This window comes from Halorubrum sp. SP3 (genome assembly GCF_005435195.1).
GTDB classification, from domain to species: Archaea; Halobacteriota; Halobacteria; order Halobacteriales; family Haloferacaceae; genus Halorubrum; species Halorubrum sodomense.
In genome coordinates, this window is the sequence record NZ_SGTU01000519.1 from 1 (window position 1) to 323 (window position 323).

1 protein-coding gene is annotated in these 323 nt (G+C 61.0%); it reads right to left on the reverse strand.

The features are described 5' to 3' along the window. A partial coding sequence (locus EXE42_RS19050) for a hypothetical protein (RefSeq protein WP_158293793.1) occupies window positions 1–323 on the reverse strand: 323 nt, incomplete at both ends.

The following is a 323-nucleotide window of genomic DNA, read 5'->3' on the forward strand; positions in this document are numbered from 1 at the left end:
ATCTGGTCGGTGTCCTCGACTTCGAAAAACGCCGAGCGGTGGAGCTGCTCCGTCACAGAGTCCACCAGCGCGAACCAGATGAAGACAGGCTCATCTACCTCGTTGGTGAAGTTGACGTACTCGTTGAAGTGACGACGGTTACAGCGAGCGAACCACTCGGGGCTGGTCTTGACCTTCAGTTCGATGTAGGCGATCAGTTCACCGTCATCGTAGACGCGGAGGTCAGGACCGTCGCCGTACAGCACCTCGTCGGCGTGGCGGGCGTCGTCACCGTGGTCCTCGACGGTGAACCCGTGGGCTTGTAAGCGGGCGAGGAGGTGGCC